The following is a 24,775-nucleotide window of genomic DNA, read 5'->3' on the forward strand; positions in this document are numbered from 1 at the left end:
CGCCGTTGGCCTGTCATGAAAGGAAGTGGAGGTGACGCGATGTCCAGCTACAAGATTGCACTGAATTTCGAGGACGGGGTGACCCGCTTCATCGACTGCAAGGCCGGCGAGAAGGTGCTCGATGCAGCCTTTCGCGCGAAGATCAACCTGCCGATGGATTGCTCCGACGGTGTGTGCGGCACCTGCAAGTGCCGCGCCGAAAGCGGCCGCTACGACCTCGGCGACGACTACATCGACGATGCGCTGACCGAGGACGAGAAGGACGGCGGCCTCGTGCTGACCTGCCAGATGGTGCCGCAAAGCGATTGCGTGATCGCGGTGCCGACGTCGTCGGTCGCCTGCAAGACCGGGGAGAGCGCCTTTGCCGCGACGGTCACGAAGGTCGAGCAGCACAACGATGCGGCTGTCGTGCTCGAACTCGACGTCGGCGCCAGCGCGCCGGTGTTCCTGCCGGGCCAGTACGTGAACATCGGCGTGCCGGGCAGCGGCCAGCATCGCTCGTATTCGTTCTCGTCGGCGCCGGGCGACGCGAAGGTCGGCTTCCTGATCAAGAAGATTCCAGGCGGCGTGATGAGCACGTGGCTCGAATCGGCGCAGCCCGGCGACACGCTCGAACTGTACGGGCCGCTCGGCAGCTTCTACCTGCGCGACGTGCAGCGGCCGCTGCTGTTCCTCGCCGGCGGTACGGGCCTCGCGCCGTTCCTGTCGATGCTCGAGGTGCTCGCGCGCAGCGGCTCGCAGCAGAAGGTGCACCTGGTCTACGGCGTGACGCGCGATCTCGATCTCGTGCTGGTCGACGCGCTTGAGGCGGTGGCGGCGAGGCTGCCGAACTTCAGCTTCGCGACGATCGTCGCGGACGCCGCGTCGAGCCATCCGCGCAAGGGCTGGGTCACGCAGCACATCCCGGCCGACGCGCTGAACGACGGCGACGTCGACGTGTATCTGTGCGGGCCGCCGCCGATGGTCGACGCGGTGCGCCAGTACTTCGACGACGCAGGCGTGAAGCCGAACAGCTTCCACTACGAGAAGTTCACCCCCAACGTCACGGCAAAGGCGGCATGACCATGCAACGATTCTCCGGCAAGGTCGTCGTCGTCACCGGCGCGGCGCAGGGCATCGGCCGCGGTGTCGCGCTGCGCGCGGCGGCAGAGGGCGGCAAGGTGCTGTTCGTCGATCGCGCGGATTTCGTGGCCGAGGTGGCCGCGGAAGCGCCGGGCGGCGATACGGCCGGCTTCGTCGCCGATCTCGAGACGTACGAAGGCGCGCATGCCGCGATGGCGCACGCGGTGCGGACGTTCGGCCGCATCGACATCCTGATCAACGGCGTCGGCGGCGCGATCCGCATGCGGCCGTTCGCCGAGTTCGAGCCTGCGCAGATCGACGCGGAAATCCGCCGCTCGCTGATGCCGACGCTCTATGCCTGTCACGCCGTGCTGCCGCACCTGCTCGCGCGCGGCGGCGGCACGATCGTCAACATCTCGTCGAACGCGACGCGCGGCATCCGGCGCGTGCCGTATTCGGCGGCGAAGGGCGGCGTCAACGCGCTGACGTCGGCGCTTGCGATGGAATATGCGGAACACAACATCCGCGTCGTCGCCACCGCGCCGGGCGGTACCAGCGCGCCGCCGCCGCGTGCCGCGCAATGCGGCCGGCGACACCGAGCAGGAACAGGCGTGGATGGGCGAGGCCGTGCGGCAGGTGACGGAATCGACGTACTTCAAGCGCTACGGCAGCCTCGACGAGCAGATCGCGCCGATCCTGTTCTTCGCGTCGGACGAGGCGAGCTACATCACCGGCACGGTGCTGCCGGTGGCGGGCGGCGATACGGGTTGAAGGGCGTATCGCTGGCCATTGTTTCATCGACAACCGCATACGGCCGGCGCGACGATGCCGGCCACGGAGACAATCATGCATGAACGCAAAGCCATCGTTCCGGCGGGAATGGAAGCGGTGTACGAGAAGATCGGCTACGCGCCGGGACTGAAGGTCGGCGATACGCTTTACGTATCCGGCCAGATCGGCCGCGACGCGGCGATGCAGCTGGTCGAGGATCGCGAAGCGCAGATCGTGCAGGCGTTCGAGAACCTGAAGCAGGTGCTGGAGGCGGCCGGCGCATCGTTCGACGATGTGGTCGACCTCACGACGTTTCACACCGACATGCGCGACCTGCCGCTGTTCATGCAGGTGCGCGACCGCTATTTCGATGCGCATCCGCGGCCCGCGTGGACGGCCGTCGGCGCGCACATGCTCGGCGGCGCGCCGGGTTATGTCGTCGAGATCAAGGCGGTGGCGGTGCTGGCGCGCTGATCCGGTGCGTCGATGAAGTCAGGCTCCGTGTGGATGAACACCCGAGATCGAATCGTCGGCGATCGCTGAACGGTTTCGATGCGCGTGCGACGACACCGACACGCTACTTGTGTATCGCTCCCCGCAACCGCCGCACCTCCTGCTCCGACACCGGCGCGGCCCGATTCCCCCACGCGCCGCGCACGTAGCTGACCACCGCCGCGATTTCGCCGCTCGTCAGCGCGCCGCGCATCGCCGGCATCCGTTGCACCGGCCCCGGCTTGCCCGGCGCGGGCCGGGCGCCTTCGACCACGATCCGGATCGTGCTGGTCGGATCGGCTGCGAGCACGACGGAGTTGCCTATGAGCGCCGGCCCCCGATCACGCACGCCCGTGCCGTCCGCACCGTGGCAACGCGCACAGAACCCCGCATACACGCCGGCCCCCGGCGCCTGCTGGCCGCCTTCCGGACGCGGGCCGGCGGCCGTCAGCCGCGGCACGCCGACGCCCAGCGGATTCGTCGCGGCAGTCGGTTGCGCCGGCAACGACTTCAGGTACACGGCGATCGCATGGCGGTCGGCATCGGTCAGCAACGCGGTGCTTTCGCCGACGACCGGCGCCATCGCGCCGAACACCGCGCCGCGCGCCGCATGGCCGCTGCGCAGGAACGCGGCGATATCGTCGGCGGACCAGCGGCCGAGGCCGTCCGGGCTCGCGCCGGTCAGGTTCGGCGCGAACCAGTGATCGTTGATGCCGCCGGTCAGGAACGCGGGGCTGCGCTCGTCGTAGCCGCGTTCGTTGTAGGCCGGCCCGCGCGGCGTATGGCACGCGCCGCAATGGCCGAGCCCCTGCACGAGATACGCGCCGCGATTCCATTCGGCCGACTGCGACGGCTGCGGCGTGAACCGGTCGCGGTTCGCGAACACGAGGCTCCACAGCCCCAGCGCCCAGCGCTGGTTGAACGGAAACGGCAGTTGCGTGAGTTTGGCCGCGTTCGCGGACGGCGCGACGCCGCGCATGAAATACGCATACAGCGCGCGCACGTCGTCGTCGGTCAGGTGCGCGAGCGACGGGTACGGCATCGCCGGATACAGCCGGCTGCCGTCCGCGCGCACGCCGCGCCGCAGTGCATCGTCGAACTGGCGCAGCGTGTAGTGGCCGATCCCGTGCGTCGGGTCCGGCGTGATGTTCGGCGCGTAGATCGGCCCGAACGGCGAATTCACCGGCTGGCCGCCCGCGTACGGCGTATGGTCGGCGGCGTCGTGGCACGCGGCGCAATCGCCGGCGAGCGCGAGGTAGCGGCCGCGCGCGAGCGTCGCGGCGTCGGCGCTCGCGGCGGCCGCGGCGATCACCGGGCGGCGGGCGGTCGACGTGGAGGCCGCCTCGGGCGGCGAGGGGGACGCCGCGGACGATGGCGCATCGGCCACCGACGCGTCCCGGTCGCGTGACAGCCGCCGGTCGTCCTTCACGCGTGCGGACATCGACGCAGCGGCATCGGCCGCCGACGCACCGATCCGCACGAACCGCCAGCCCGACGCGGGCTCGGGCGCTTCCGCCGCCGACGCGGCGTCGGCCGCATCGCCCGGTGCGGCCGCGTTGTCGTCGCGCTGCATGTCGCATCCGCACAGCGCGACGCACACGGCGAACGCGACGCGCGCGCGGCGGCCCGGAACGCGGAACGGCAACGAAGCGAGCGAGATCAGCGCCATGGACTGCAAGGCCCCACGAAAGCGGTGACGATCCCCGTGAATACGAGACCGATCACGAAGCCGAGCGCGGCGAGCATCCCGCAGCGCGCGAGAAAGCGGGTACTGTCGTCGCGCGTCGCGACCGGCGCATCGGCATCGTGCCGGCGCCGCCACGCGCGCGCGAGCCACGTCGCGCAGGCCGCGGCCAACGCGAACGCGCCCGCGGCGATCAGCGCAAGCCATACGCCGACGTGCGCCCAGCGCGGCGCGGCCTGCGCGACGCCGAGCGGATAGCACGCGGTGGACGCGAGCGTCTCGGACACCAGCATCTGCGCGAACCACAGCGCGGGTGCGCCGACCAGGCCGGCGGCGATCGCGAGCAGCGGTGTCCACGTGCGTCGTGCATCGTTCATCCGGTGCTCCTCAGCCAGAACGGCGACACGTACAGCGCGGTGAAGATGAACAGCCACACGATGTCGACGAAGTGCCAGTAGAGCCCGCCGACCGTCAGCGCGACGCGCCGTTCGCGGCCGAAGAACCCGGCGGCCGTCCAGCCGGCGAGCAGCGCGAGGATCGCGAGGCCGGCCACGACGTGCGCGAGGTGGAACCCGGTGATCGTGAAGTAGAGGCTGCCGTACAGATGCGCGGTCGGGCCGTACGGATGGTCGCGCCATTCGTGCAGCTGGACCAGCGCGAACGCGATGCCGAGCACCAGCGCGACGACGAGCATCGCGACCGCGCGCCCCTGGCGGCCGGCCCGCACCGCGCGCTCGGCGAGCCACACGAACACGCTGCTCGACAGCAGCACGACCGTGTTGACGGCCGCGAGCCCGATCTTCGGCATCCCTTCGGGCGGCCACGGCGCGGGCCATTGCGACTGCAGGTAGAAGTAGCAGAACAGCAGGTAGCCGAACAGCCCGGCCTCGGTGACGATCAGCGTGAGCACGCCCCACCAGCCGCCCGCGCGTTCGCCGCAACTGCCCACCGGCAGCGGCGCGACGCACGCGGCCGGCGCGCCGGCCGGCACCGTCGGCGACGGCGGTTCGTCCGGACGAGGACCAGCCGCGGCCGCGGGCGCCTGCGTGTCGGCGCGAGCCGGCAGCCGCGCGCGTTGGCCGAGCGTGCGGCGCGGCCACAGCCACGCGGCGGTGGCGATCGCGCAACCGGCGACGGCCACGCAGACGAGCGTCGGCGAGCGCGCGAGCATCGCCGCGAACACGGCGGTCGCGAGCAGCGCGAGCACGAACGGCACGCAACTGTCCTCGGGCATCTTCAGGATCGCGCTCGGCGTCGCGGCGAGCGGCGTGACCGCGAGCGCCTCGCGCCCGTCCGCGAGCCGGTAGCCCACCCGCAGGCTGGTGCGTTGCGGATCGTCGCGCGTTTCCCACAGCGGATGCCGCGACGCGACGAGCGGCAGCACCGCGAAGTTGTACACGGGCGTCGGCGACGCGACTGACCATTCGAGACCGGCCGCACCCCACGGGTTGTCGCCGGCGCGCACGCCGCGCCGCGCGCTCACCAGCGCGTTGACGACGAACATCACGATGCCGATCCCGAACACGAACGAGCCGATCGTGGTCAGCAGGTTCGACGTGTCCCAGCCCATCCCGGACGGATAGGTATAGATGCGGCGCGGCATCCCGAGCAGGCCGGAGACGTGCATCGGGAAGAAGCCGAGGTTGAAGCCGACCAGCACGACCCAGAAGGTCCAGCGGCCGAACCGCTCGTTCATCATCCGGCCGGTGAATTTCGGGAACCAGTACGCGACGCCGCCGAGCACCGGAAACACGTTGATGCCGAGCAGCACGTAATGCAGGTGCGCGACGACGAAGTACGTATCGGTGAGCTGCCAGTCGAGCGGCACGGCCGCGGTCATCACGCCCGACACGCCGCCGATCACGAACATCAGCACGAAGCCCGCGAAATACAGGAACGGCGTGCGGAACACGGGGCGGCCGGTCCAGATCGTCGCGATCCATGCGAACACCGCGACCGCACTCGGAATCGAAATCAGCATGCTCGCGGCGCCGAACAACGCGAGCGCGAGCGGCGCGATGCCGGTCGCGAACATGTGGTGGACCCACACCTCGAAGCCGATCAGCATCGTCGCCACGGTCGACACCGCGACGGCCTCGTATGCGACGAGCGGCCGCCGGCAGAAGGTCGGCAGCGCGTCGGACACGATCCCCATCGCCGGCAGCACGACCACGTAGACCCACGGATGCGCGAACATCCAGAACAGGTGCTGCCACAACAGCGGCCGGCCGCCGTGCGCGACGTCGAAGAAGTGCGTGCCGGCATTGCGGTCGAGCCACAGCAGCAGGAACGCGAGGCTCACCGACGGCACCGCGACCAGGTTCGCGACCGACGCGGTCAGCGTGCCCCACACGATGATCGGCAGCCGGTCGATCGACATCCCGTGCGCGCGCATCCGCAGCAGCGTGACGACGAAGTTCGCGGCGCCGCCGGTCGTCGAGATGCCGAGCAGGATCATCCCGAGCGCATAGATGTCGATGTTCGCGCCGGCGCTGTAGTCGAGCGACGTGAGCGGCACGTAGTTGAACCAGCCGCCGTCCGGCACCGCGCCGAGCGGAAAGCTCGCATACAGGAACAGCCCGGCGAACAGGAACGCCCAGTACGAGAACGCGTTCAGCCGCGGGAACGCCATGTCGCGCGAGCCGAGCATCAGCGGCCACAGGTAGTTCGCGAAACCGGACAGCACCGGCAGCGCGTACAGGAAGATCATCGTGACGCCGTGCATCGTGAACAGCGAATCGTATTGCGCGGGCGTCAGCACGGTCGCGTTCGGCCGCGCGAGCTGGATGCGCATCACGAGCGCCTCGACGCCGCCGAGCAGCAGGAACACGAATGCGGTGACGATGTAGCGCAGCCCGATGCGCTTGTGATCGACGGTGCCGAGCCAGCCGCGCCAGCCGGGTGCCGATTCCCACAGCTCGGCCAGCGCGCGCTCGTGCGCGGAACCGGGCGGCGCGTCGCCGAGATCGGGTACGCGGCTGAGCGGGGTGGGCGTGTCGCGGGCAATGGCCATCGGCATCCTCCGTTCAGTGCAGCGTCGCGAGATACGCGGCGAGATCGTCGGCGTCGCGCGGCGCGAGCGCGATCGACGGCATCAGCGATTGCGGCTTGACCTGCTGCGCATGCGCGATCCAGCGGTGCAGGTTGTCGGGCGTGTTGTCCAGCGTGCCGGCCGCGAGCAGCCGGCGCGTGCCGACGTGCGTGAGATCGGGGCCCGCGTCGCCCGCGGCGTCGGTGCCGCGCACCGCGTGGCAGCCCGCGCAGCGCGCGGCGAATACGCGCTGGCCGCGGCGTTCGGCGTTGGCGCCCGCCGCGGGTGCCCGGGCCGGTTGGCGCTGCGCGGCGAGCCATGCGTGAAACGCGGCCGGCGGCTCGGCCACGACTTCGAACGCCATGTGCGCATGTTGCGCGCCGCAGTACTGCGAGCATTGGCCGCGATAGATGCCGGGCCGGTCGGCCTGCAGCCATTGGCGGTTGGTCTGGCCGGGAATCGTCTGGGTCTTGCCGGCAAGTTGCGGCACCCAGAACGCGTGGATCACGTCGGCGCTCTTCAGTTCGATCGCGACGGGCTCGCCTACCGGAATATGGATCTCGTTCGCGGTGACGAAGGCCGGGCCGCCCGCATCGTCCGGATAACGAACGGCCCACCACCAGTCTTGTGCGGTCACGGTGATCGTCAGCGCGGGCGGGCGCGGCGGTGCGGCGACCATGCCCAGCACGCGCAGCATGTACACGAGCGCGCCGAACAGCAGCAGGATCGAGATCGCGGAGCCCACGGTCACGATCGACAGGCCGCTGCCGTGGCCGCTGCCTGCCCGTGCGCGACGACGAAACAGCGCGATCAGCAGCAGCACGGCGATCGCGATGCAGACGAATGTGCACAGCGCGAGCAGCGCCCAGCCGAGCACGAACACCGGCTGCGCGGCGGGGCCGGCCGCGTGCACGACGTACGCGAGCGGCAACGGCGCGGCCGGATCGCCGGGCGCCGCAGGCGCGGCGGCCGCGTACGCGACGCTTGGCGCGACCGCGCACGCGAACGGTGCGACGCGCGCGATATGACGCGTTTTGCGGGACAGCGGAACGAGCAACGAGACTCCTTGCCGGACGCACCGGCATGACGACAGCCGTTCGCGGCGGAGCAAATTTCGTGCGCGTGCGGCCGGCGCGGAGGCGGCCGCGAGGTGGCGGGATTGCGCGCACGACGGCCGGCGCGTTACAGCCGGCTTGTAAATTGGGCGACCGTTCACGGCTCGCACCGAAGCCACACGGCCCCGGCGGCCGACGGCATGTCGTTTGCTGCGCCGATCGCGTTCCGGCACGTTGCGGCGCGAAAGCTTCGACGGCGTGCCGGCCATCATCGAAAAACGGGAGGACTCGACCGTGAAGACCGTCGCGATCACGGGTGCAAGCGCGGGCGTCGGTCGCGCGACCGCCCACGCGTTCGCGCGACTCGGCGCGAACGTCGCGCTGCTCGCTCGCGATCCGCGCGCGCTGCACGACACCGCATGCGAAGTGCGCGCGTATGGCGTCCAGGCGCTGCCGATTGCCGTCGACGTCAGCGATGCGGCTGCGCTCGACGCGGCGGCCGAGCGGATCGAACACGAACTCGGGCCGCTCGACGTGTGGGTCAACAACGCGATGGTGACCGTGTTCGCGCCATTCGACGCCATCTCGCCGGAAGACTATGCGCGCGTGACGGCCGTCACCTACCTCGGCTGCGTGTACGGCACGCGTGCCGCGCTCGCACGGATGGCCCCGCGCAACCGCGGCACGATCGTGCAGGTCGGCTCGGCGCTCGCATACCGGTCGATTCCGTTGCAGGCGCCGTACTGCGGCGCGAAACACGCGATCCGCGGCTTTACCGACGCGCTGCGCTGCGAGCTGCTGCATGCACACAGTCATGTGCGCGTGACGATGGTGCAATTGCCCGCGATCGACACGCCGCAGTTCGACTGGGCCGAATCCGTGCTGCCGCATGCACCGCGTCCGGTCGCGCCGGTCTATGCGCCGGAGGTGGCGGCCGATGCGATCGTGCACGCCGCGCGGCATCCGTGCCGCGAGCGCTGGGTCGGCTGGTCGTCGCTCGCGGCGATCGTCGCGAACGGCCTTGGCCCCGGCTGCTTCGACCGCTATCTCGCGCGGACGGCCGTGCGCGGCCAGCAGCGCGCGGCGCGGGCCGGCCCGCGCCCGTCGAACCTGTGGGAGCCGGTGCCGGGCCGGCATGCGACGCGCGGCGCGTTCACCGACGAAGCGCGCCGCACCGGCGCCGAGGCCGGGCTCGGCGCGTCGCGCGCGCTCGCGTTCGGCGCGGCCGTCGCGGTGCTCGCGGCTGCCTTTTCCGCCGCGCGCAAATGGCACCGGTGAGCGCGATGCGGATCGAGGATTACGCGCTTGTCGGCGACGGACGCAGCGCGGCGCTCGTCGCGCGCGACGGCAGCATCGACTGGCTGTGCTGGCCGGACTTCGATTCGCCGCCGTGCTTCGCCGCGCTCGTCGGTACGCCGGACAACGGCCGGTTCCGGATCGCGCCGCGCGAGCACGATGCCCGCGCCACGCGTCGCTATCTGCCGGGCACCGCGATACTCGAAACGACGTTCGACACCTCGTCGGGCCGCATCACGCTCACCGACTGGATGAGCTGGAACGCGCCCGATCCATGCCTGATCCGCAGCGTGAAGGGCGAGCGCGGGACGGTCGACGTCGATATCGACCTCGGCGTGCGCTTCGACTACGGCAGCGCGCTGCCGTGGTGCCGGCGTTTCGGCCGGCGCTGGCGGATGATGACGGGCGGCGATGCGATGTGGCTCGACACGGATGCGCGGCTCGACGTGCAGAGCGACCGGCTGGTCGGCACGCGACGGATCGCGGCGGGCGAGCGAGTGGATTTCTGCATCAGTTACGCGCGTTCGTTCGACCCGGCGCCGGCCGTGCCCGACGCGTACGCGTCGCTGCGCGACACGCAGGCGTTCTGGCGCGTCTGGTCGAATTGCAACGCCGCCGAGGGCCCGCATCGCGACGCGATCGAGCGCGCACTGATCACGGTGAAACTGCTGTCGAGCCTGCGCACCGGCGGCATCGTCGCGGCGCCGACCAGTTCGTTGCCCGAGCGCTTCGGCGGCAAGCGCAACTGGGACTACCGGTTCTGCTGGTTGCGCGATGCGAGTTTCACGCTGCGCGCGCTGGTGCGCTGCGGCTATCGCGACGAAGCCGCGCGTTGGCGCGACTGGCTCGTGCGCGCGATCGCCGATCATCCGTCGCAACTGCAGGTGCTGTATGCGGCCGACGGCGGCCGGCGCGCGGCCGAATGGGAAGCCGCGCATCTGGCCGGTTACGAAGGCGCGCAACCGGTGCGCTTCGGCAACGCGGCGGCCGACCAGTTGCAGCTCGACGTGTACGGCGAGGTGCTCGGGGCGCTGTACCAGGCGCGCCGGCACGGGCTGCCGCCCGACGACGACGCGTGGACGCTCGAGCGGCGCCTGCTCGAACATCTCGCGACGATCTGGCGCGAGCCGGACGAAGGGATCTGGGAGGTGCGCAGCGGCCGGCATCCGTTCACGTCGTCGAAGGTGATGGTATGGGCCGCGGTCGAAAGCGCGTACCGTTCCGCGCGCGCATTCGGCCACCATGCACCGCTCGACGTGTGGCGGCGCTGGGCCGACGCGGTGCGCGCGGAGGTGCTCGAGCACGGTTATCACGCGCTATTGGGCCGCTTCGTCGATCGCTTCGACGGCGACGGCATCGACGTGAGCCTGCTGCTGATTCCGCTGACCGGGATGCTCGACGCGTGCGATCCGCGCGTGGTCGCGACGGTCGCCGCGATCGAGCGCGAACTGGTCGACGACGGCTTGCCGTTCCGCTATCGGCCGCCGCGTTTCGCGGACGGTTGCGAAGGCGACGAAGGCGCGTTTCTCGCGGCCGGCTTCTGGCTCGTGCAGGTGTACCGGATGCAGGGGCGCGACGACGACGCGCACGCGCTGTTCGAGCGGCTGCTCGGCTTGCGCAACGACGTCGGGCTGCTGTCCGAGGAATACGACGTGCACACGCGGCGCCTGTGCGGGAATTTTCCGTTCACGCTCGCGCAGGTCGGGCTCGTGAATGCGGCGCTCGCGCTGCAGGGCGACGGGCGGGACGACGTCGACATCGGCTAGGATGACGCGCCGTCCGCGCGTGCGTTGCCTACGATTCGCCTTTCCCACCCTTGCTGCCTTTGCCGGCCTTGTCGCCGTGTTCGCCGTTGCCGGGCAGCACGGCCGACAGCACCTGCCGCGCGGTCTCGACGATCACGTTGGCTTCGCGCGCGTCACCTTTCACCAGCGTTTCGGCGAAATGCTTCGCCTGCTGCAGCGTCACGTGCGGCGGCAGCGGCGGCACCTCGGGGTCGCTCTTCACTTCGAGCACGACCGGCCGGTCGGACGCGAGCGCTTCGTCCCATGCGGCGCCGAGCTGTTCCGGATCGTCGACGTAGATTCCCTTGAGGCCGAGCAGCGTCGCGAAGCGGTAGTACGGCACGTTCGGGATCTGCTGCGACGCGTCGAACTTCGGGTCGCCTTCCATCACACGCTGCTCCCACGTGACCTGGTTCAGGTCCTCGTTGTTCAGCACCATGCAGATCCAGCGCGGGTCGGGCCACTGGCGCCAGTATTTGGCGACCGTGATCAGTTCGGCCATGTTGTTCATCTGCATCGCGCCGTCGCCGACCATCGCGATCACCGGGCGCACCGGGTGCGCGAATTTCGCGGCGATCGCGTACGGCACCGCGGCGCCCATCGACGCGAGCCCGCCGGACAGCGACCCCATCATCCCGCGCCGCATCATCAGGTCGCGCGCATACCAGTTCGCGCAGGAGCCCGAATCGCTCGTCAGGATCACGTCGTCGGGCAGGCGCGGCGACAGCTCGGTAAACGCGCGCTGCGGGTTCACGCCGCGCCCCGCGCTGGCTTTCGCGGCCGCGCGGGCGGCGAGCGTCTCGTGCCAGTCGTGGTTCCATTTCGCGATCCGGTCGCGCCATGCGGTGTCGCGACGCTCGTTCAAGAGCGGCAGCAACGCGCGCAGCGTCTCGGCGCTGTCGCCGACGAGGTTGACCTCCATCGGGTAGCGCAGGCTCAGCATGTCGGCCTTCAGGTCGATCTGCACGCCGCGCGCCTGGCCTTCCTTCGGCAAGAATTCCGAATACGGAAAACCCGAGCCGACCACCAGCAGCGTGTCGCATTCGGTCATCAGCTCGTAGCTCGGCTTGGTGCCGAGCAGCCCGATCGAACCGGTGACCCACGGCAGGTCGTCCGGCAGCGCGGCCTTGCCGAGCAGCGCTTTCGCGGCGCCCGCGCCGAGTCGGTCGGCCACCGCGATGACCTCGTCGGTCGCCTTCAGCGCACCGGCGCCGACCAGCAGCGCGACTTTCGACCCCGCGTTGAGCACGTCGGCCGCGCGCCGCAGGTCGTCCGCATACGGCACGACTTTCGGCGCCGTGTAGCCGACCCCCGAATGCACGGTGCCGTGCGCGCGCTTCGGCGGCGCGTAGTCGAGCTCCTGCAGGTCGTTCGGCAGCACGAGCGCGGTGACCGTGCGCGCGCCGAGCGCGGTGCGCACCGCGCGATCGACGAGGTGACGCACCTGGCCGGGCACCGTCGCCAGCTGAACGAATGCACCCGCAACGTCCTTGTAAAGCGCCGGTAGATCCACTTCCTGCTGATAGTGGCCGCCGAGCGCCGCGCGCGCCTGCTGGCCGACGATCGCGAGCACCGGCATGTGGTCGAGCCGCGCGTCGTACAGGCCGGTCACGAGGTGCGCGGCGCCTGGGCCCGAGGTCGCGACGCATACGCCCAGCTCGCCTGTAAATTTTGCATGCGCGGACGCCATGAAGGCCGCCATCTCCTCGTGGCGCGCCTGGATGAATTCGATCTTGCCGTCCGCGCGGTTCAGCGCGCCGAAAAAGCCGTTGATGCCGTCGCCTGGGTAGCCGTAGATGCGGCGCACGCCCCAGTCGTACAGCCGCTCGACGATGAAATCCGCCACTGTCGCCATGCCGTTTCTCCTTGGTTCGGGATGAGCCGATGCGAGGCTGCCGCGCAAGGCACGTGCCGCGCCGCATACGCCGGGCACAGCGGTTGCACGCCGCATCCGCAAGCAACACGCAAGCTGACCGGAGCGCAACGATGGCACTTTCCGCCGCGCCGGCGATCGACGACGTGCGCGCCCGCGCGTACCGCGTGCCGACCGACCGGCCCGAAGCCGACGGCACCTACGCATGGACCGCGACGACGGTCGTCGTCGTCGAGATCGACGCGGGGCCCGTGACGGGGCTCGGCTATACGTACACGGACGCGAGCGCCGTGCCGCTCGTGACGTCGCTGCTGGCCGGCGTGCTGCGCAACCGGCCGGTGGTGGACATCCCGGCCGCCGTCGACGCGCTGTGGCGCGCGGTGCGCAACGTCGGCCGCGGCGGAATCGCGGCGACCGCGATCTCGGCGCTCGACGCCGCGTTGTGGGACGCAAAGGCAAAACTCGCCGACGTGCCGCTCGCGCTGCTGCTCGGCCGCTTGCGCGAGCGCGTGCCGGTGTACGGCAGCGGCGGTTTCACGACTTACGATGCGCCGACGCTCGCCGCGCAGCTCGACGGCTGGCGCGCCGGGCACGTGCGCGCGTGCAAGATCAAGATCGGCGTGGACGATGCACGCGATCCGTCGCGCGTGCGCGCGGCGCGCGATGCGCTCGGGCCGGGCGTCGACCTGTTCGTCGATGCGAACGGCGCGTATGCGCCGCGCACCGCGCTCGCGTTCGCGCAGGCCGCCGCCGATTGCGACATCCGCTGGTTCGAGGAGCCAGTCAGCAGCGACGACGTCGACGGGCTGCGGTTCGTGCGCGAGCACGTCGGCGCGCGGGTCGACATCGCCGCCGGCGAGTACGCGTATACGCCCGACGATTTCCGGCGCTTGCTGGAAGGCCACGCGGTCGACGTGCTGCAGGCCGACGCGACGCGCTGCGGCGGCGTCAGCGGCTTTCTCGCGGCCGCCGCGCTTGCCGATGCGCATCACGTCGACCTGTCCGCGCATTGCGCACCCGCGCTGCACCGGCACATCGGATGCGCGGCGGCGCGCCTGCGCCACATCGAATGGTTTCACGATCACGTGCGCATCGAGCGGATGCTGTTCGACGGCGCGCCGATGCTCGTCGACGGCGCGCTCGAGATCGACGCGACGCGCGCCGGGCTCGGCCTCGAATTGCGCGCCGCCGATCTGCTGGATCTCGCGCTTTGAATCCCGACCAGGAGGAACGATGCGACACCCCCGACATCGCGCCGCCGAGCGCGACAGGTTGCTCGCCGACGCCGCGCGGCTGCTGAACCGCAGCGCGCTGCTGCTGGCCGGCTCGGTGCTCGCGGACAGCGGCGTCGAGCACTATCGCGGCACCTTTCACAATCGCGCGATGCTCGCGCCGCTCGCGATGTCGACGCTGTCGGTGATCGCGAGCGTGCACGGCCACGCGGACGACACGCCCGTGCGCCACCGGCTGCGCGACGCGGTACACGTCGCAGCGGCCGCGGTCGGCGTCGCCGGTTCCGCGTTCCACCTGTACAACGTGACGAAGCGACCGGGCGGGTTCAGCTGGCACAACCTGTTCTATGGCGCGCCGCTCGGTGCGCCGTTCGCGCTGCTGCTGTCGGGCGCGCTGGGGGCGGCGGGCGAGCGGCTGCGCGAGAGCCCGGCCGACGCGCCGCGGCTCGCCGGACTGCCGGCCGGGCGCGCGCTGGCCGGGCTCGTCGCGGCGGGGCTCGTCGGCACGCTCGGTGAAGTCGGGCTGCTGCATTTTCGCGGCGCCTTCCAGCATCGCGCGATGTTCGCGCCGCTCGTCGTGCCGCCGGTGGCCGCACTGGCGACCGCGCAGCTCGCGCTGTCGCGTCCGCGCGCCGACCGGCGGTTCTGCCGCGGCTGGCTGCGCGCGACGGCCGTGCTCGGGTTCGTCGGCGTCGCGTTTCATGTGCGCGGCGTCGCGCGGCAGATGGGCGGCTGGCGCAACTGGTCGCAGAACGTGCTGTCGGGCCCGCCGCTGCCGGCGCCGCCGAGTTTCACCGCGCTCGCGATCGCGGGGCTCGCCGCGACCGCGCTCGCCGAACGGGAGGCGCCATGAGCGATACGAACCGCAACGCGGTCGCGCTGCCGCGCTATCCGGGCTACGACGTGCTCGCCAAGCGCGACACGCCATCGTGGAACGATGCGACGCGGCGCGCAATCGATGCGCGCCTGCGTGTCGCGGCCCATGCGCCACGCTATCTGGATGCCGAACGATTCGCGACGCTCGGCGCGTTGTGCGCGCGTATCGTCCCGCAGCAGCCGGGCGGCGCGGGCGCGATCCCGACCGCCGCCTTGGTCGACGCGCGGCTCGCGGCTGACGACGGCGACGGCTATCGCGATGCGCGCCTTCCGCCGCTGCGCGTCGCGTGGCAGACGGGTCTCGCCGCGCTCGACGCGATGGCGCGGCACGCGCATGGTTGCCCGTTCGCGGCGCTCGGCGCGCGCGACGCCGATGCGTTGCTGCACGCGGTACAGCAAGGCGACGTCGACCGGCAGTTGGAACCGGCGTGGGACGGCATGGACCCGCGCACGTTCTTCACGAAGCGCGTGCTGATGGACGTCTGCGGCGCGTACTACGGCCATCCGTTCGCGTGGAACGAGATCGGCTTCGGCGGACCCGCGAGCCCGCGCGGCTACGTGCGGATGGACTTCAACCGCCGCGACCCGTGGGAAGCGGACATGCGCATGGAGGAGGGCGATCGCGATGGCCGCCGATGAACCGCTGTCCGCCCCGACGCCGCGCGGCCGCGACGGCCGTGCGCCCGATCCGTTTCGGGTCGGCGGCTGGTCGCCGATGCGGATGTTCCGCGACGACGATGAGGTCGACTTCGTGATTGTCGGCACCGGCGCGGGCGGCGGCACGCTCGCGTGCAAGCTCGCCGAATACGGCTTTTCGGTCGTCGCGCTCGACGCGGGTGCATGGTGGCGGCCGCTCGAGGAATTCGCGTCGGACGAGACGCATCAGCACAAGCTGTTCTGGACCGACGAGCGGATCTGCGACGGCGCCGATCCGCTCACGCTCGGCACCAACAACAGCGGCCGGGCGATCGGCGGCAGCACGGTGCACTTCGCGATGGTGTCGCTGCGATTCAGGCCCGAGTGGTTTCGCTCGCGCAGCGCGCTCGGCTACGGCGTCGACTGGCCGCTCGACTGGCGCGAGATGTGGCGTTACTACCGCGAGGTCGAACAGGCGTTGAAGATCAGCGGGCCGGTGAATTACCCGTGGGGCCCGCCGCGGCCGCGCTATCCGTATCGCGCGCATGAACTGAACGCGGCCGCGCTCGTGCTCGCACGTGGCGCGGAGGCAATGGGCATCGACTGGACGCCGACGCCGCTCGCGACGCTGTCCGCGCCGCGCGGCCGCGCGCATCCGTGCGTGTATCGCGGCTTCTGCATCGCCGGCTGCGCGACCAACGCGAAACAGAGCGCGCTCGTCACGTGGATTCCGCGCGCGGTCGCGGCCGGCGCCGAGGTGCGCGATCTCGCGATGGCGCTGCGGATCGAGGCCGCAGGCGATCGCGCGACCGGCGTGCACTACCGGCGCGATGGCCGCACGCATTTCCAGCGCGCGCGCAACGTCATCGTCGCCGGTTACGCGATCGAGACGCCGCGCCTGCTGCTGCTGTCCGCGAACGGGCGGCATCCGCAGGGGCTCGCGAACCGTTCGGGCCTCGTCGGCCGCTATCTGATGGCGCAGCTCAACCAGGCGTCGTGGGGGACGATGGACGACGAAGTGCGCTGGTACAAGGGCCCGCCGTCGCTGTCGATCACCGAGCACTGGAACTACGCGGACGAAGGCAAGGATTTCTTCGGCGGCTACTGCTGGATGAGCCAGGGGCCGCTGCCGATCGAATGGGCGCGCAAGGTCGCCGCGCGCGGGCTGTGGGGCGATGCGCTGAAGCGCGAGATGGCGCGCTACAACTTCCAGGCCGGCCTGAAGATCGTCGGCGAGACGCTGCCGCGCGCGGACAACCGCGTGACGCTCGCCGACGAACGCGACGCGTTCGGGCTGCCGGTCGCGCGCGTCACCTATTCGTACGACGACAACGATCGCCGGATGATTCGCCATGCGCTCGCGCAGATGGGCCGTTCGCTGGAAGCGGCCGGCGCGCGCCACGTCTGGCACGAGGAGGACGACACGTGCCATCTCGCCGGCACCGTGCGGATGGGCGACGACCCGGCGACGAGCGTCGTCGATGCCGATTGCCGCAGCTGGGACATCCCGAACCTGTGGGTGTGCGACGGCTCGGTGTTTCCGACCGTCGGCGGCGTGAATCCGTCGCTGACGATCCAGGCGATCGCGTGCCGCACCGCCGACCGCATCCGCGCGCTGGTCGCGCGCGGCGACGCGCATGCGCGTGCGCGATGGCGGTGACGCGTGCCGCGCGGCCTCCGTCGTCGCGATGCGTGCGAACGAGAGGAGAGCCGCACGCGAACCGTTCAATCTCTTAGCGAGGATTCGTCTCATGTCTGCATTCAACCGTTCATCCCTGCGCCGCGGTGCCGCCTGCACCCTGCTGGCCGTGTGCGCGTCGGCGCTGCCCGCGGCGGCGCAGTTGCGTCCCGCCAATCCGGCCAGCGTGCCGGATTCATCCACGCAGGCATTCAAGCGTGCCGACCGCAAGATGATGGAAGCGATGGAAAGCGCCCCGTACACGGGCGACGCCGATCGCGATTTCGTCTCGCACATGGCGCCGCATCACCAGGGCGCGATCGACATGGCGCAGGTCGAGCTGAAATACGGCAAGGACCCGACGCTGCGGCAGCTCGCGAGCCGGATCGTCGCCGCGCAGCGCGACGAGATCGCGCTGATGGAACGCTGGCAGAAGGAGCACGGCAAGACGCCGTGAATCGCGGGGCGGGACGGGATGCGCGGTCGGCCGTACCGGCGGCCGCGCATCCGGTCAGCGGCGACAGCGGACACGTGCCGACGCGACGGCGGCGCGTACCGGCAACCGCGACAGGAGGGGTGATGGATGGACGGTGAACGTGACGCGGCAGATCGCTCGATCGACAGCGTGGCCGACTACATGGCGGTGATCGGCGCGCAGCGGCAGACGATGGCGCTGCGCCTCTTTCGCGGCCAGTGCAATGCCGGCTGGCCGCTCGTGCCGGGCATCGCGCGACAGCGCGCGTCGCCCGACGTCGAAGCGCGGATGCTCGACGAATTCACGCGGCGCGCGCTGCCGCACCTCGAACCCGGACAGAACCTCGATGCGTGCGACTGGCTCGCGCTCGCGCAGCAGCACGGGATGCGCACACGGCTGCTCGACTGGTCCGGCAACGCGCTCGCCGCGCTGTGGTTCGCGGTCAGGCGCGCGGGCGAAGCGGGCGGCGACGGCGTGGTGTGGTGCCTCGCGCACGACGCCGACGACATCGCGACCGCCGCCGAGCGGCGCGCCCCGCTGGAGGTCACGCGCACCAAGGTGTTCCGGCCGCGTCACGTGATGCCGCGGATCACCGCGCAGGACGGCTGGTTCACGATTCACGGCTACGACGCCGGCGCCGAGCGCTTCGTGCCGCTCGACGAGCATGCGGATTTTGCCGGCCGCCTCATCCGCATCGTCGTACCGGGCGCGCGGTTCGCGACGATCCGGCAGGAACTCGCCGGTGTCGGCGTGAGCGTCGCGACGATCTTTCCGGATCTCGACGGCATCGCGCAGCTGACCGACACGCGCTATTTCCCGGACGACGAGGACACGCACGCGCCGCGGTAAAGCCGCCGCCGCACGGGCACGCGCGATGCTTGTTTCGACGGCGCGCACACGGGACCGGCCCCCGAGCGGCCCTGCATGCGTCCGGTTCGCGGCGGGCGGCGACGCGGTTCATGCGCACATTCCAACCAACCATCGAATCCGGAGGCTGTCATGCGCGAACCCAACGAACCACCGAGCGACCGTCGCGACACGGCGTGCAAGCCCGGCGCCGGTTCCGCGCCGAGCGGGCACGCGGTCACCCGCGCGTTCGAACGTTTCGCGTCGGGCGTGACGACCTGGGCCGGCTCGCCTGTCGCGTTCGGCAGCGCGGTCGCCATCACCGTGCTGTGGCTCGTGAGCGGGCCCGTGTTTCACTACTCCGACGCATGGCAGTTGGTGATCAATACTGGCACCACGATCATCACGTTCCTGATGGTGTTCCTGCTGCAGCGCAACCAGAACCGCGACAGCGTGGCGCTGCACCTGAAGCTCGACGAATTGCTCGCGGTCACGCGCGCGGCGAGCGACCGGCTGATCGGGATCGAGGATGCGTCGGAGGAGGAATTGCGCGCGCTGGCGCAGACCTACGTCGAAATGGCGCAGCGCGCGGCCGAGCGCGGCGAGGACGAGCCGGGCGGCACACGCGCGGAAACGGCCGATACGCCGCCCGAATCCTGATCGCTTGATCGCGCGATGCGCGGCCCGATGATTTTTCAAACGCTTGTCGCTTCCGGCGTCGCATCGCGGCAGACCGGCGTGCCCATGACGCTCGCAGCGGGGAACGGCACGTGCTGCAACCCGAAACGAAGCCCGGTCGTTCCGGGTATTGCCTACGGTGCTTCCATGAACTCCAGAATCCCTTCGAATCCGCTGTTGAATCTTGCGGTGGCCGTCGCCTGTGGCGCGGCCGCGATGTACTTTCTCGATCCGTCGTCCGGCCGGCGCCGGCGCGCGTATCTGCGCGACAAGGCGGTTGCGGGCCGGCATGGCGTGGCCGATTATGCGAATACGCAGGCGAAGCGGGCGGCCGACCATGCGCGCGGCGCGATCGCCGGCCTGCGGGCGGACTGGCTCGCGGGCGATGCGAGCGACGCGCAGGTCGCCGAGCGCGTGCGTGCGGCGCTCGGCCGGCTCGTCGGTCGCCCGCGCGACATCGACGTGAGCGTCGAGCGCGGCAACGTGTGCCTGACCGGACAGGTCGAGGAGGCCGAAAGGCAGGCGCTGATCGACGGCGTCGCCGCGCTGCATGGCGTGCATCACGTCGAGGACGCGATGGGCGCGCGCAGCGAATACAAGGCGCCGCCCGGCGGCCATTCGCACTGACGCGGCCGCGGCTGCCCGCACCGGCGGGGGCCGGTGAACGACTACGACACGCATTCGGCGCACGCACGGCTGCCGGCACGACGGCAGCCTGGCGCCCCAACCGGAGCAAGCCCATGACCGACCGCCAGCCCCCCGATACGACGCCTCCGCATCCGGAGCCCGGCGCGCACGACGCGCTCGAACACCTGCTCGGCAGCCTGCATCGACACGGCTTCCTGCGTTTCGCGAACGAGGTCGTCACGGCGAACGCGCGGCTGGCCGACACGTTCGTCGACGTGCTCGACAAGCCCGGCATGCAGAGCGGCATGCAGAATCTCGCGATGCTCGTGACGGCGCTGTCGCGCATTCCGCCGGAACAGTTCGGTCGCGCCGCGTTCGCGGCGGCCGACGCGCTGCATCACGTGGGCGCCTGGCAGCCGGCGCAGCATGAGCATGTCGCGCCCGGCGTGCGCGGCGTCTATCGGCTGCTGCACGACGAGGCGCTGTGGGAGGCGTTGACGCCGCTGCTCGAAGGACTGAAAGTCTTCGCGCAAGGGCTCGCGCGTGATGCGCAGCCGCCGGTCGCCGGGCTCAACGAGGCGACGAAAGACGCTTGACCGGCGCCGGTGACAGGCCGCACGCGGCGCACAGGTCCGCGAACTGGCGGATGATGCGCTGCGTCGGCGCGCTCGCCGGCCAGTGCGGCACCGCGTCGATGCCGACCCAGCGGCACAGCGCGATTTCCCGGCCCGGGCATGCGTGCGCGCCGCGCGGCAGGCTCGCGACGAACACGTGATGGCGTTTCACGCTGCCGTCCACGTAGAAGAAATACGCGAGTTCGAGATCGACGAGCCCCGTTTCCTCCCGAAGCTCGCGATGCGCGGCGTCGAGCGCCGATTCGCCGCGCCGAATCACGCCGCCCGGCAGCGTCCAGCGCGACGACGGCCGTCGGGCGACCAGCAGCACGCGCTGGTTGCGATGGCAGATGATCGTTGCGCGTTCTTTCGCCAGCGGCGCCAGCGGCACCGCGCGAACAGGGAAATCGGACGGGTCGGGGAGCGTCATGCAGGGCAGGCGACGGGTGAATGAAAGATCCATTACCCGGTACAGCAACCTGCATTCCTGCTTCGCCGCCGCGCCTGCCGGCGCGTGAGCGTTTCGGGGCTGCGTGCCGGCGGGCGTCCGCGATTTTTCAACGGCTTGTCATTTATGCCGCCGCCTGTCGCGGCCGACCGCGCGCGCGGTGCGGCGCAATGCGCGGCTATCGCGCGTCTTCGCGCTTGCGGGATGGTGCGCGATCCTGCGGCGTGCCGTTTTCCGGCTCGTCCGGCTTGCCTTCGGCGGGATCGTGCGCGCTGCGCGGCGGCGGCGTGGCCGTGCCGGGGCGTTTGCCTTCGGGACCGGGCGTGCTGTTGCCGCGATCTTCGTCGCGCGTGTCGGTGTCGAGTGAGGTCGAGCGTGTCATGGTTCGCGAGTCCTGTCGGGGCCGTCGAAACGTACGCGTCGCGCATCGGGCGTGCCGGTCGGCTGGAACCAAGCCGAACCACGTTGCCGGGCCCGCTGTTTGCTTGATCGCGCGCTTGAGGTCCGTGCGGGCAATGACGCCCGCGGCCGCCGCCCGGAGTCCCGTTCATGCCCGATGCGATCCTGTGCCCGTTGTCCGTTCGTGAGCGATTTGGCGTCGCGGTCCGGCGCGCGCTGACGCCCGGACCGCGCGGCACCGGCGCGCCTGACGCGTTCGTGTCGGCGGCGGCCGGTGCCGCCCTGTCGACGCCGCTGCACGTGCGCTGGCCGACCGTGGTCGCGCGCGCAGGCGATGGGCCGTCCGGTGGCGGCAGCGGCGCGGGCCCCGCGCCGGGCCGCAACGACGGCGAGCACCCGACCGACGCGCCGGGCGGCGGCGGTGGCGACGACCATCGGCACGACGATCGCGGCGGTCGCACCGGCGGAGACGGAGACGGCAACGACGGCGAAGGCGAACGCAAGCGACCCGGCAAGAAAACGCTGATCATCCTCGGCGCGGTGCTGATCGTGCTGCTCGTCGGCGGCCTCGTCTGGTGGCTCGCGACGCGCAACCAGGAAAGCACCGACGATGCGTACACCGACGGTAACGCGATCGCGGTCGCGCCGCACGTGTCCGGCTACGTGACGCGGCTGGCGGTCGACGACAACACCTTCGTGCGGCGCGGCGACGTGCTCGTCGAGATCGATCCGCGCGACTACCGCGCGCAGGTCGACGCGGCGCAGGCGCAGCTCGGCCTCGCCCAGGCCCAGCTGGATGCGGCGCGCGTGCAGCTCGACATCGCACGCGTGCAGTATCCGGCCCAGTACCGGCAAGCGCGCGCGCAGATCGAATCGGCGGAAGCCGCGTACCGGCAGGCGCTCGCCGCGCAGGCGCGGCAACGCGCGGTCGATGCGCGCGCAACCTCGCAGCAGGCGATCGATGCGGCCGACGCGCAGCGCGCGACCGCCGACGCGAACGTCGCGATGGCCCAGGCGCAGGCGCGCACCGCGAGCCTCGTGCCGCAGCAGATCCGGCAGGCCGAGACGGCCGTCGAGGAGCGCCGCCAGCAGGTGCTGCAGGCGCGCGCGCAGCTCGAGACGGCCAACCTGAACCTGTCGTACTGCGAAATGCGTGCGCCGTCCGACGGCTGGGTCACGCGGCGCAACGTGCAACTGGGCTCGTTCCTGCAACCGGGCACGTCGATCTTCTCGATCGTCACGCCGCGCGTGTGGATCACCGCGAATTTCAAGGAGTCGCAGCTCGAACGGATGCGCATCGGCGACCGCGTCGACGTGTCGGTCGACGCGTATCCCGATCTCGACCTGCACGGCCACGTCGACAGCATCCAGCTCGGCAGCGGCTCGCGCTTCTCCGCGTTCCCCACCGAGAACGCGACCGGCAACTTCGTGAAGATCGTGCAGCGCGTGCCGGTGAAGATCGTGCTCGACGGCCCGCTGCCGACCCGTCCGCCGCTCGGTCTCGGCCTGTCGGCCGTGCCGACCGTTCACCTGAAATGACCGGCCGCCGCGCCGCGGCCGGTGTCGACCGGAGCGATCCGATGCCCGATACCCGCACGTCATTCCCGTTTCGCGAGGCCCGCCGATGAACCGGCCGCCCGAGCGCAACGGCGCGTCCGGCGGCGCATGGCGACCCGCCGCGAACCCGTGGCTCATCGCGATCGTCGTCACGCTCGCCGCGTTCATGGAAGTACTCGACACCACGATCGTCAACGTCGCGCTGCCGCACATCGCCGGCACGATGTCGGCGAGCTACGACGAGGCGACCTGGACACTCACGTCGTACCTCGTCGCGAACGGCATCGTGCTGCCGATTTCGGGCTTCCTCGGGCGCCTGCTCGGCCGCAAGCGCTACTTCCTGCTGTGCATCGCCGCGTTCACCGTGTGCTCGTTCCTGTGCGGCGTCGCGACCAACCTCGGCGAACTGATCGTGTTTCGCGTGCTGCAGGGGCTGTTCGGCGGCGGGCTGCAGCCGAACCAGCAGTCGATCATCCTCGATACGTTCCCGCCCGAGCAGCGCAATCGCGCGTTCTCGATCTCGGCGATCGCGATCGTCGTCGCGCCGGTGCTCGGGCCGACGCTCGGCGGCTGGATCACCGACCATTTCTCGTGGCGCTGGGTGTTCCTGCTCAACGTGCCGATCGGCGCGCTGACCGTGCTCGCGGTGATGCAGCTCGTCGAGGATCCGCCGTGGCGGCGCGATGCCGAACGCGGGATCTCCATCGACTACATCGGCATCGGGCTGATCGCGATCGGGCTCGGCTGCCTGCAGGTGATGCTCGATCGCGGCGAGGACGAGGACTGGTTCGGTTCGAACTTCATCCGCATCTTCGCGGTGCTGTCCGCGCTCGGGCTGATCGGCGCGACGCTGTGGCTGCTGCGCACGAAGAAGCCGGTGGTCGACCTGTCGTGCCTGCGCGACCGCAATTTCGCGCTCGGCTGCGTGACGATCGCGACGTTCGCGGCCGTGCTGTACGGCAGCGCGGTGATCGTGCCGCAGCTCGCGCAGCAGCATCTCGGCTACACGGCGACGCTCGCGGGGCTGGTGCTGTCACCCGGCGCGCTGCTGATCACGCTCGAGATTCCGCTCGTGAGCCGGCTGATGCCGCACGTGCAGACGCGCTATCTCGTCGGGTTCGGCTTCGTGCTGCTGTGCGGCGCGCTGATCTATTCGCGCACGCTGGTGCCGAACATCGATTACACGCACCTCATGATGATCCGCTGCGCGCAGTCGCTCGCGATCGGCTTCATGTTCGTGCCGATCACGACGCTCGCGTACCTGACCGTGCCGCAGCGGCTCAACGACGACGCGTCCGCGCTGTTCACGATGTTCCGCAACGTCGCGGGCTCGATCGGCATCTCGGTGTCGACCGCGCTGATCCGCGAACGCACGCAGGCGCGCATGGCGCATCTGTCCACGCACATGTCGACGCTGTCGCAGAACTTCCAGGATGCGTTGCAGGAGAACGCACGCGCGATCGGCGCGCTGACGGGCGCGCCGCCGTCGGCCGCATTGCAGACGGCCGGCGGGCGGCTGTACGAGACCTTCATCGCGCAAGCGACGATCCTTGCGTATATCGACGTGTTCGCGATCCTCGCGGTGTTCTGCGCGTTCAGCATTCCGCTGACGTTCCTGTTCTCGCCGGCGAAGGCCGCGCGCGCCGCGGGAGGGCATTGAG

The 24,775-nt window shown here is 70.7% G+C and carries 22 protein-coding genes and 1 pseudogene; 16 read left to right on the plus strand and 7 right to left on the minus strand.

The window, feature by feature from the left end; genetic code table 11:
- Positions 1-39: 39 nt before the first annotated feature.
- The 3 genes and pseudogenes from benC (at position 40) to DTA15_RS33645 (ending at position 2,307) form a co-directional block, all read left to right on the plus strand.
- Positions 40-1,062 carry a benzoate 1,2-dioxygenase electron transfer component BenC gene (gene benC / locus DTA15_RS33635; RefSeq protein ID WP_006485361.1) on the plus strand — a complete coding sequence of 341 codons (1,023 nt, stop codon included), beginning with the start codon at positions 40-42 and terminating at the stop codon, positions 1,060-1,062.
- Positions 1,059-1,833 (plus strand): annotated as a pseudogene (gene benD / locus DTA15_RS33640) (benzoate diol dehydrogenase BenD). Before benC ends, benD begins: the two are co-directional and overlap by 4 nt.
- Positions 1,834-1,908: 75 nt before the next feature.
- Positions 1,909-2,307, plus strand: coding sequence for a RidA family protein (locus DTA15_RS33645; protein ID WP_006485395.1), 399 nt, complete (start codon positions 1,909-1,911; stop codon positions 2,305-2,307).
- 103 nt (positions 2,308-2,410) lie between these two features.
- Here DTA15_RS33645 and DTA15_RS33650 read toward each other — a convergent pair whose 3' ends face one another.
- The 4 genes from DTA15_RS33650 to coxB are packed head-to-tail and all read right to left on the minus strand — an operon-like array spanning position 2,411 to position 8,097.
- Positions 2,411-3,994, minus strand: a complete 1,584-nt coding sequence (locus DTA15_RS33650) for a c-type cytochrome (RefSeq protein ID WP_041494548.1) — start codon at positions 3,992-3,994, stop codon at positions 2,411-2,413.
- The gene (locus tag DTA15_RS33655; protein WP_006483540.1) at positions 3,985-4,386 is read right to left on the minus strand and encodes a hypothetical protein; all 402 of its coding nucleotides are present in this window, start codon (positions 4,384-4,386) and stop codon (positions 3,985-3,987) included. The genes DTA15_RS33650 and DTA15_RS33655 overlap by 10 nt, the downstream gene beginning before the upstream one ends.
- Positions 4,383-7,022 (minus strand): cytochrome c oxidase subunit I, encoded by a 2,640-nt coding sequence (ctaD, locus tag DTA15_RS33660; RefSeq protein WP_012493757.1) that lies wholly within the window; start codon positions 7,020-7,022, stop codon positions 4,383-4,385. The genes DTA15_RS33655 and ctaD overlap by 4 nt, the downstream gene beginning before the upstream one ends.
- A gap of 13 nt (positions 7,023-7,035) precedes the next feature.
- A complete protein-coding gene (coxB, locus tag DTA15_RS33665; RefSeq protein WP_012493756.1) occupies positions 7,036-8,097 on the minus strand; it encodes a cytochrome c oxidase subunit II in 1,062 nt (353 codons plus the stop codon).
- Between the two features lie 292 nt (positions 8,098-8,389).
- On the opposite strand from coxB, the gene DTA15_RS33670 reads away from it, so the two are divergent.
- Positions 8,390-9,373, plus strand: a complete 984-nt coding sequence (locus DTA15_RS33670) for an SDR family oxidoreductase (protein WP_012493755.1) — start codon at positions 8,390-8,392, stop codon at positions 9,371-9,373.
- A 5-nt stretch (positions 9,374-9,378) separates the two neighbouring features.
- Positions 9,379-11,157 carry a glycoside hydrolase family 15 protein gene (locus DTA15_RS33675; protein ID WP_006482040.1) on the plus strand — a complete coding sequence of 593 codons (1,779 nt, stop codon included), beginning with the start codon at positions 9,379-9,381 and terminating at the stop codon, positions 11,155-11,157.
- A gap of 28 nt (positions 11,158-11,185) precedes the next feature.
- On the opposite strand, the gene DTA15_RS33680 is transcribed toward DTA15_RS33675, so the two are convergent.
- Positions 11,186-13,030, minus strand: a complete 1,845-nt coding sequence (locus DTA15_RS33680; protein WP_006482037.1) for a thiamine pyrophosphate-requiring protein — start codon at positions 13,028-13,030, stop codon at positions 11,186-11,188.
- A 131-nt stretch (positions 13,031-13,161) separates the two neighbouring features.
- Here DTA15_RS33680 and DTA15_RS33685 point away from each other — a divergent pair, with 131 nt between their 5' ends.
- From DTA15_RS33685 to DTA15_RS33725, 9 genes are all read left to right on the plus strand, one after another.
- Positions 13,162-14,262: an enolase C-terminal domain-like protein gene (locus DTA15_RS33685; RefSeq protein ID WP_006482039.1), complete on the plus strand. Its 1,101-nt coding sequence runs from the start codon at positions 13,162-13,164 to the stop codon at positions 14,260-14,262.
- Positions 14,263-14,281: 19 nt separating this feature from the next.
- On the plus strand, positions 14,282-15,133 hold the full coding sequence (locus DTA15_RS33690; RefSeq protein ID WP_012493754.1) for a hypothetical protein: 852 nt from the start codon (positions 14,282-14,284) through the stop codon (positions 15,131-15,133).
- On the plus strand, positions 15,130-15,795 hold the full coding sequence (locus DTA15_RS33695; RefSeq protein WP_006483455.1) for a gluconate 2-dehydrogenase subunit 3 family protein: 666 nt from the start codon (positions 15,130-15,132) through the stop codon (positions 15,793-15,795). Before DTA15_RS33690 ends, DTA15_RS33695 begins: the two co-directional genes overlap by 4 nt.
- Positions 15,782-17,452, plus strand: a complete 1,671-nt coding sequence (locus tag DTA15_RS33700) for a GMC family oxidoreductase (RefSeq protein ID WP_006483460.1) — start codon at positions 15,782-15,784, stop codon at positions 17,450-17,452. Before DTA15_RS33695 ends, DTA15_RS33700 begins: the two co-directional genes overlap by 14 nt.
- A 91-nt stretch (positions 17,453-17,543) precedes the next feature.
- A complete protein-coding gene (gene copM, locus DTA15_RS33705; protein ID WP_006498267.1) occupies positions 17,544-17,927 on the plus strand; it encodes a CopM family metallochaperone in 384 nt (127 codons plus the stop codon).
- A gap of 126 nt (positions 17,928-18,053) precedes the next feature.
- Complete coding sequence (locus DTA15_RS33710; protein WP_006483459.1) at positions 18,054-18,794, plus strand: FRG domain-containing protein; 741 nt, start codon at positions 18,054-18,056, stop codon at positions 18,792-18,794.
- Between the two features lie 150 nt (positions 18,795-18,944).
- Complete coding sequence (locus DTA15_RS33715) at positions 18,945-19,451, plus strand: low affinity iron permease family protein (protein WP_006483457.1); 507 nt, start codon at positions 18,945-18,947, stop codon at positions 19,449-19,451.
- Positions 19,452-19,616: 165 nt separating this feature from the next.
- Positions 19,617-20,096 carry a BON domain-containing protein gene (locus DTA15_RS33720; protein WP_012493752.1) on the plus strand — a complete coding sequence of 160 codons (480 nt, stop codon included), beginning with the start codon at positions 19,617-19,619 and terminating at the stop codon, positions 20,094-20,096.
- Positions 20,097-20,209: 113 nt separating this feature from the next.
- Positions 20,210-20,692 carry a hypothetical protein gene (locus tag DTA15_RS33725; protein ID WP_006483456.1) on the plus strand — a complete coding sequence of 161 codons (483 nt, stop codon included), beginning with the start codon at positions 20,210-20,212 and terminating at the stop codon, positions 20,690-20,692.
- On the opposite strand, the gene DTA15_RS33730 is transcribed toward DTA15_RS33725, so the two are convergent.
- Together DTA15_RS33730 and DTA15_RS33735 are read right to left on the minus strand one after the other, a co-directional pair.
- Positions 20,667-21,140: an NUDIX hydrolase gene (locus tag DTA15_RS33730; protein WP_006483465.1), complete on the minus strand. Its 474-nt coding sequence runs from the start codon at positions 21,138-21,140 to the stop codon at positions 20,667-20,669. The genes DTA15_RS33725 and DTA15_RS33730 overlap by 26 nt on opposite strands.
- A 196-nt stretch (positions 21,141-21,336) precedes the next feature.
- Positions 21,337-21,540: a hypothetical protein gene (locus DTA15_RS33735; protein WP_006483461.1), complete on the minus strand. Its 204-nt coding sequence runs from the start codon at positions 21,538-21,540 to the stop codon at positions 21,337-21,339.
- Positions 21,541-21,707: 167 nt separating this feature from the next.
- On the opposite strand from DTA15_RS33735, the gene DTA15_RS33740 reads away from it, so the two are divergent.
- A complete protein-coding gene (locus tag DTA15_RS33740) occupies positions 21,708-23,096 on the plus strand; it encodes an HlyD family secretion protein (protein WP_012493750.1) in 1,389 nt (462 codons plus the stop codon).
- Positions 23,097-23,181: 85 nt separating this feature from the next.
- On the plus strand, positions 23,182-24,774 hold the full coding sequence (locus tag DTA15_RS33745) for a DHA2 family efflux MFS transporter permease subunit (RefSeq protein ID WP_006486261.1): 1,593 nt from the start codon (positions 23,182-23,184) through the stop codon (positions 24,772-24,774).
- Position 24,775: the final 1 nt, after the last annotated feature.

It is taken from the genome of Burkholderia cenocepacia (genome assembly GCF_900446215.1).
Classification (GTDB): domain Bacteria; phylum Pseudomonadota; class Gammaproteobacteria; order Burkholderiales; family Burkholderiaceae; genus Burkholderia; species Burkholderia cenocepacia.

What these genes read in the sequence shown, in the direction of transcription:
- DTA15_RS33735 (WP_006483461.1), bottom strand. Translation starts at nt 21,540, where the DNA reads ATGACACGCTCGACCTCACTCGACACCGACACGCGCGACGAAGATCGC.
- DTA15_RS33695 (WP_006483455.1), top strand. Translation starts at nt 15,130, where the DNA reads ATGAGCGATACGAACCGCAACGCGGTCGCGCTGCCGCGCTATCCGGGC.
- benC (WP_006485361.1), top strand. Translation starts at nt 40, where the DNA reads ATGTCCAGCTACAAGATTGCACTGAATTTCGAGGACGGGGTGACCCGC.
- copM (WP_006498267.1), top strand. Translation starts at nt 17,544, where the DNA reads ATGTCTGCATTCAACCGTTCATCCCTGCGCCGCGGTGCCGCCTGCACC.
- DTA15_RS33710 (WP_006483459.1), top strand. Translation starts at nt 18,054, where the DNA reads ATGGACGGTGAACGTGACGCGGCAGATCGCTCGATCGACAGCGTGGCC.
- DTA15_RS33685 (WP_006482039.1), top strand. Translation starts at nt 13,162, where the DNA reads ATGGCACTTTCCGCCGCGCCGGCGATCGACGACGTGCGCGCCCGCGCG.
- DTA15_RS33650 (WP_041494548.1), bottom strand. Translation starts at nt 3,994, where the DNA reads ATGGCGCTGATCTCGCTCGCTTCGTTGCCGTTCCGCGTTCCGGGCCGC.
- ctaD (WP_012493757.1), bottom strand. Translation starts at nt 7,022, where the DNA reads ATGGCCATTGCCCGCGACACGCCCACCCCGCTCAGCCGCGTACCCGAT.
- DTA15_RS33730 (WP_006483465.1), bottom strand. Translation starts at nt 21,140, where the DNA reads ATGACGCTCCCCGACCCGTCCGATTTCCCTGTTCGCGCGGTGCCGCTG.
- DTA15_RS33680 (WP_006482037.1), bottom strand. Translation starts at nt 13,030, where the DNA reads ATGGCGACAGTGGCGGATTTCATCGTCGAGCGGCTGTACGACTGGGGC.
- DTA15_RS33700 (WP_006483460.1), top strand. Translation starts at nt 15,782, where the DNA reads ATGGCCGCCGATGAACCGCTGTCCGCCCCGACGCCGCGCGGCCGCGAC.
- DTA15_RS33655 (WP_006483540.1), bottom strand. Translation starts at nt 4,386, where the DNA reads ATGAACGATGCACGACGCACGTGGACACCGCTGCTCGCGATCGCCGCC.
- DTA15_RS33690 (WP_012493754.1), top strand. Translation starts at nt 14,282, where the DNA reads ATGCGACACCCCCGACATCGCGCCGCCGAGCGCGACAGGTTGCTCGCC.
- DTA15_RS33745 (WP_006486261.1), top strand. Translation starts at nt 23,182, where the DNA reads ATGAACCGGCCGCCCGAGCGCAACGGCGCGTCCGGCGGCGCATGGCGA.
- DTA15_RS33645 (WP_006485395.1), top strand. Translation starts at nt 1,909, where the DNA reads ATGCATGAACGCAAAGCCATCGTTCCGGCGGGAATGGAAGCGGTGTAC.
- DTA15_RS33740 (WP_012493750.1), top strand. Translation starts at nt 21,708, where the DNA reads ATGCCCGATGCGATCCTGTGCCCGTTGTCCGTTCGTGAGCGATTTGGC.
- DTA15_RS33715 (WP_006483457.1), top strand. Translation starts at nt 18,945, where the DNA reads ATGCGCGAACCCAACGAACCACCGAGCGACCGTCGCGACACGGCGTGC.
- DTA15_RS33725 (WP_006483456.1), top strand. Translation starts at nt 20,210, where the DNA reads ATGACCGACCGCCAGCCCCCCGATACGACGCCTCCGCATCCGGAGCCC.
- DTA15_RS33720 (WP_012493752.1), top strand. Translation starts at nt 19,617, where the DNA reads ATGAACTCCAGAATCCCTTCGAATCCGCTGTTGAATCTTGCGGTGGCC.
- DTA15_RS33675 (WP_006482040.1), top strand. Translation starts at nt 9,379, where the DNA reads ATGCGGATCGAGGATTACGCGCTTGTCGGCGACGGACGCAGCGCGGCG.